The organism is Erwinia sp. V71, from assembly GCF_965644245.1.
Classification (GTDB): Bacteria; Pseudomonadota; Gammaproteobacteria; order Enterobacterales; family Enterobacteriaceae; genus Erwinia.
The window spans coordinates 1-576 of sequence record NZ_CBFFRK010000283.1 but is presented as its reverse complement, the minus strand read 5'-3'; the positions used below and the strand labels follow the sequence as shown (position 1 = coordinate 576).

Below are 576 nucleotides of genomic sequence, written 5' to 3'. Positions count from 1 at the left end.
TTCCGGCAGCCTTCAGTGGTCTTTGCAGAGTTAAGACAGGCGGCTTAGCGTTGCACTTCGAACTTGAATCCGCCGACCACATCTCTGCGCGCTCACCGCCACCATACGCCAGCGCTTCCTGTGCTGCGGTGCGGCGTGAATTGCCATATGCCGCCAGCAGAGTGCCGCCCCAGTCGAAGTCATAGCTGACAGATGCCCCGGCGCCGTCACCGTTGGAGGCATACACTGAACGGCTGCTGTTATTGCTGCCAGCACCGTTTTTCCCCTGATACTGCAGGGCAAACTTCAGGTTGTCATTGAGGCCAAAGAAATCAGGGTTGCGGTAAGTCAGCAGGCCACTGGCGCGGCCGGTGAGGAAGCCATCAGTGTAGCTGTCCGTCATAATATCGAAGATCGGCGCGTAGTCGGTGATGCTGGCGACGTCATATAACACACCGGCATTACGACCATAATCCAGTGAGCCCAGTCCGGCGTATTTCAGTCCGGCAAAACCAAAGCGGGGGCGGATTCAACTCCGAAGTGCAACGCTAAGCCGCCAATCTTAGCTCTGCAAACACCACAGACGGTTGCCTGAAT

1 protein-coding gene is annotated in these 576 nt (G+C 56.9%); it reads right to left on the bottom strand.

What is annotated here, in order from left to right; genetic code table 11:
- Positions 1–457: porin (locus tag ACSZO1_RS22680; RefSeq protein ID WP_437616663.1), on the bottom strand; the 457-nt coding region annotated here is incomplete at its 3' end.
- Positions 458–576 lie beyond the last annotated feature (119 nt).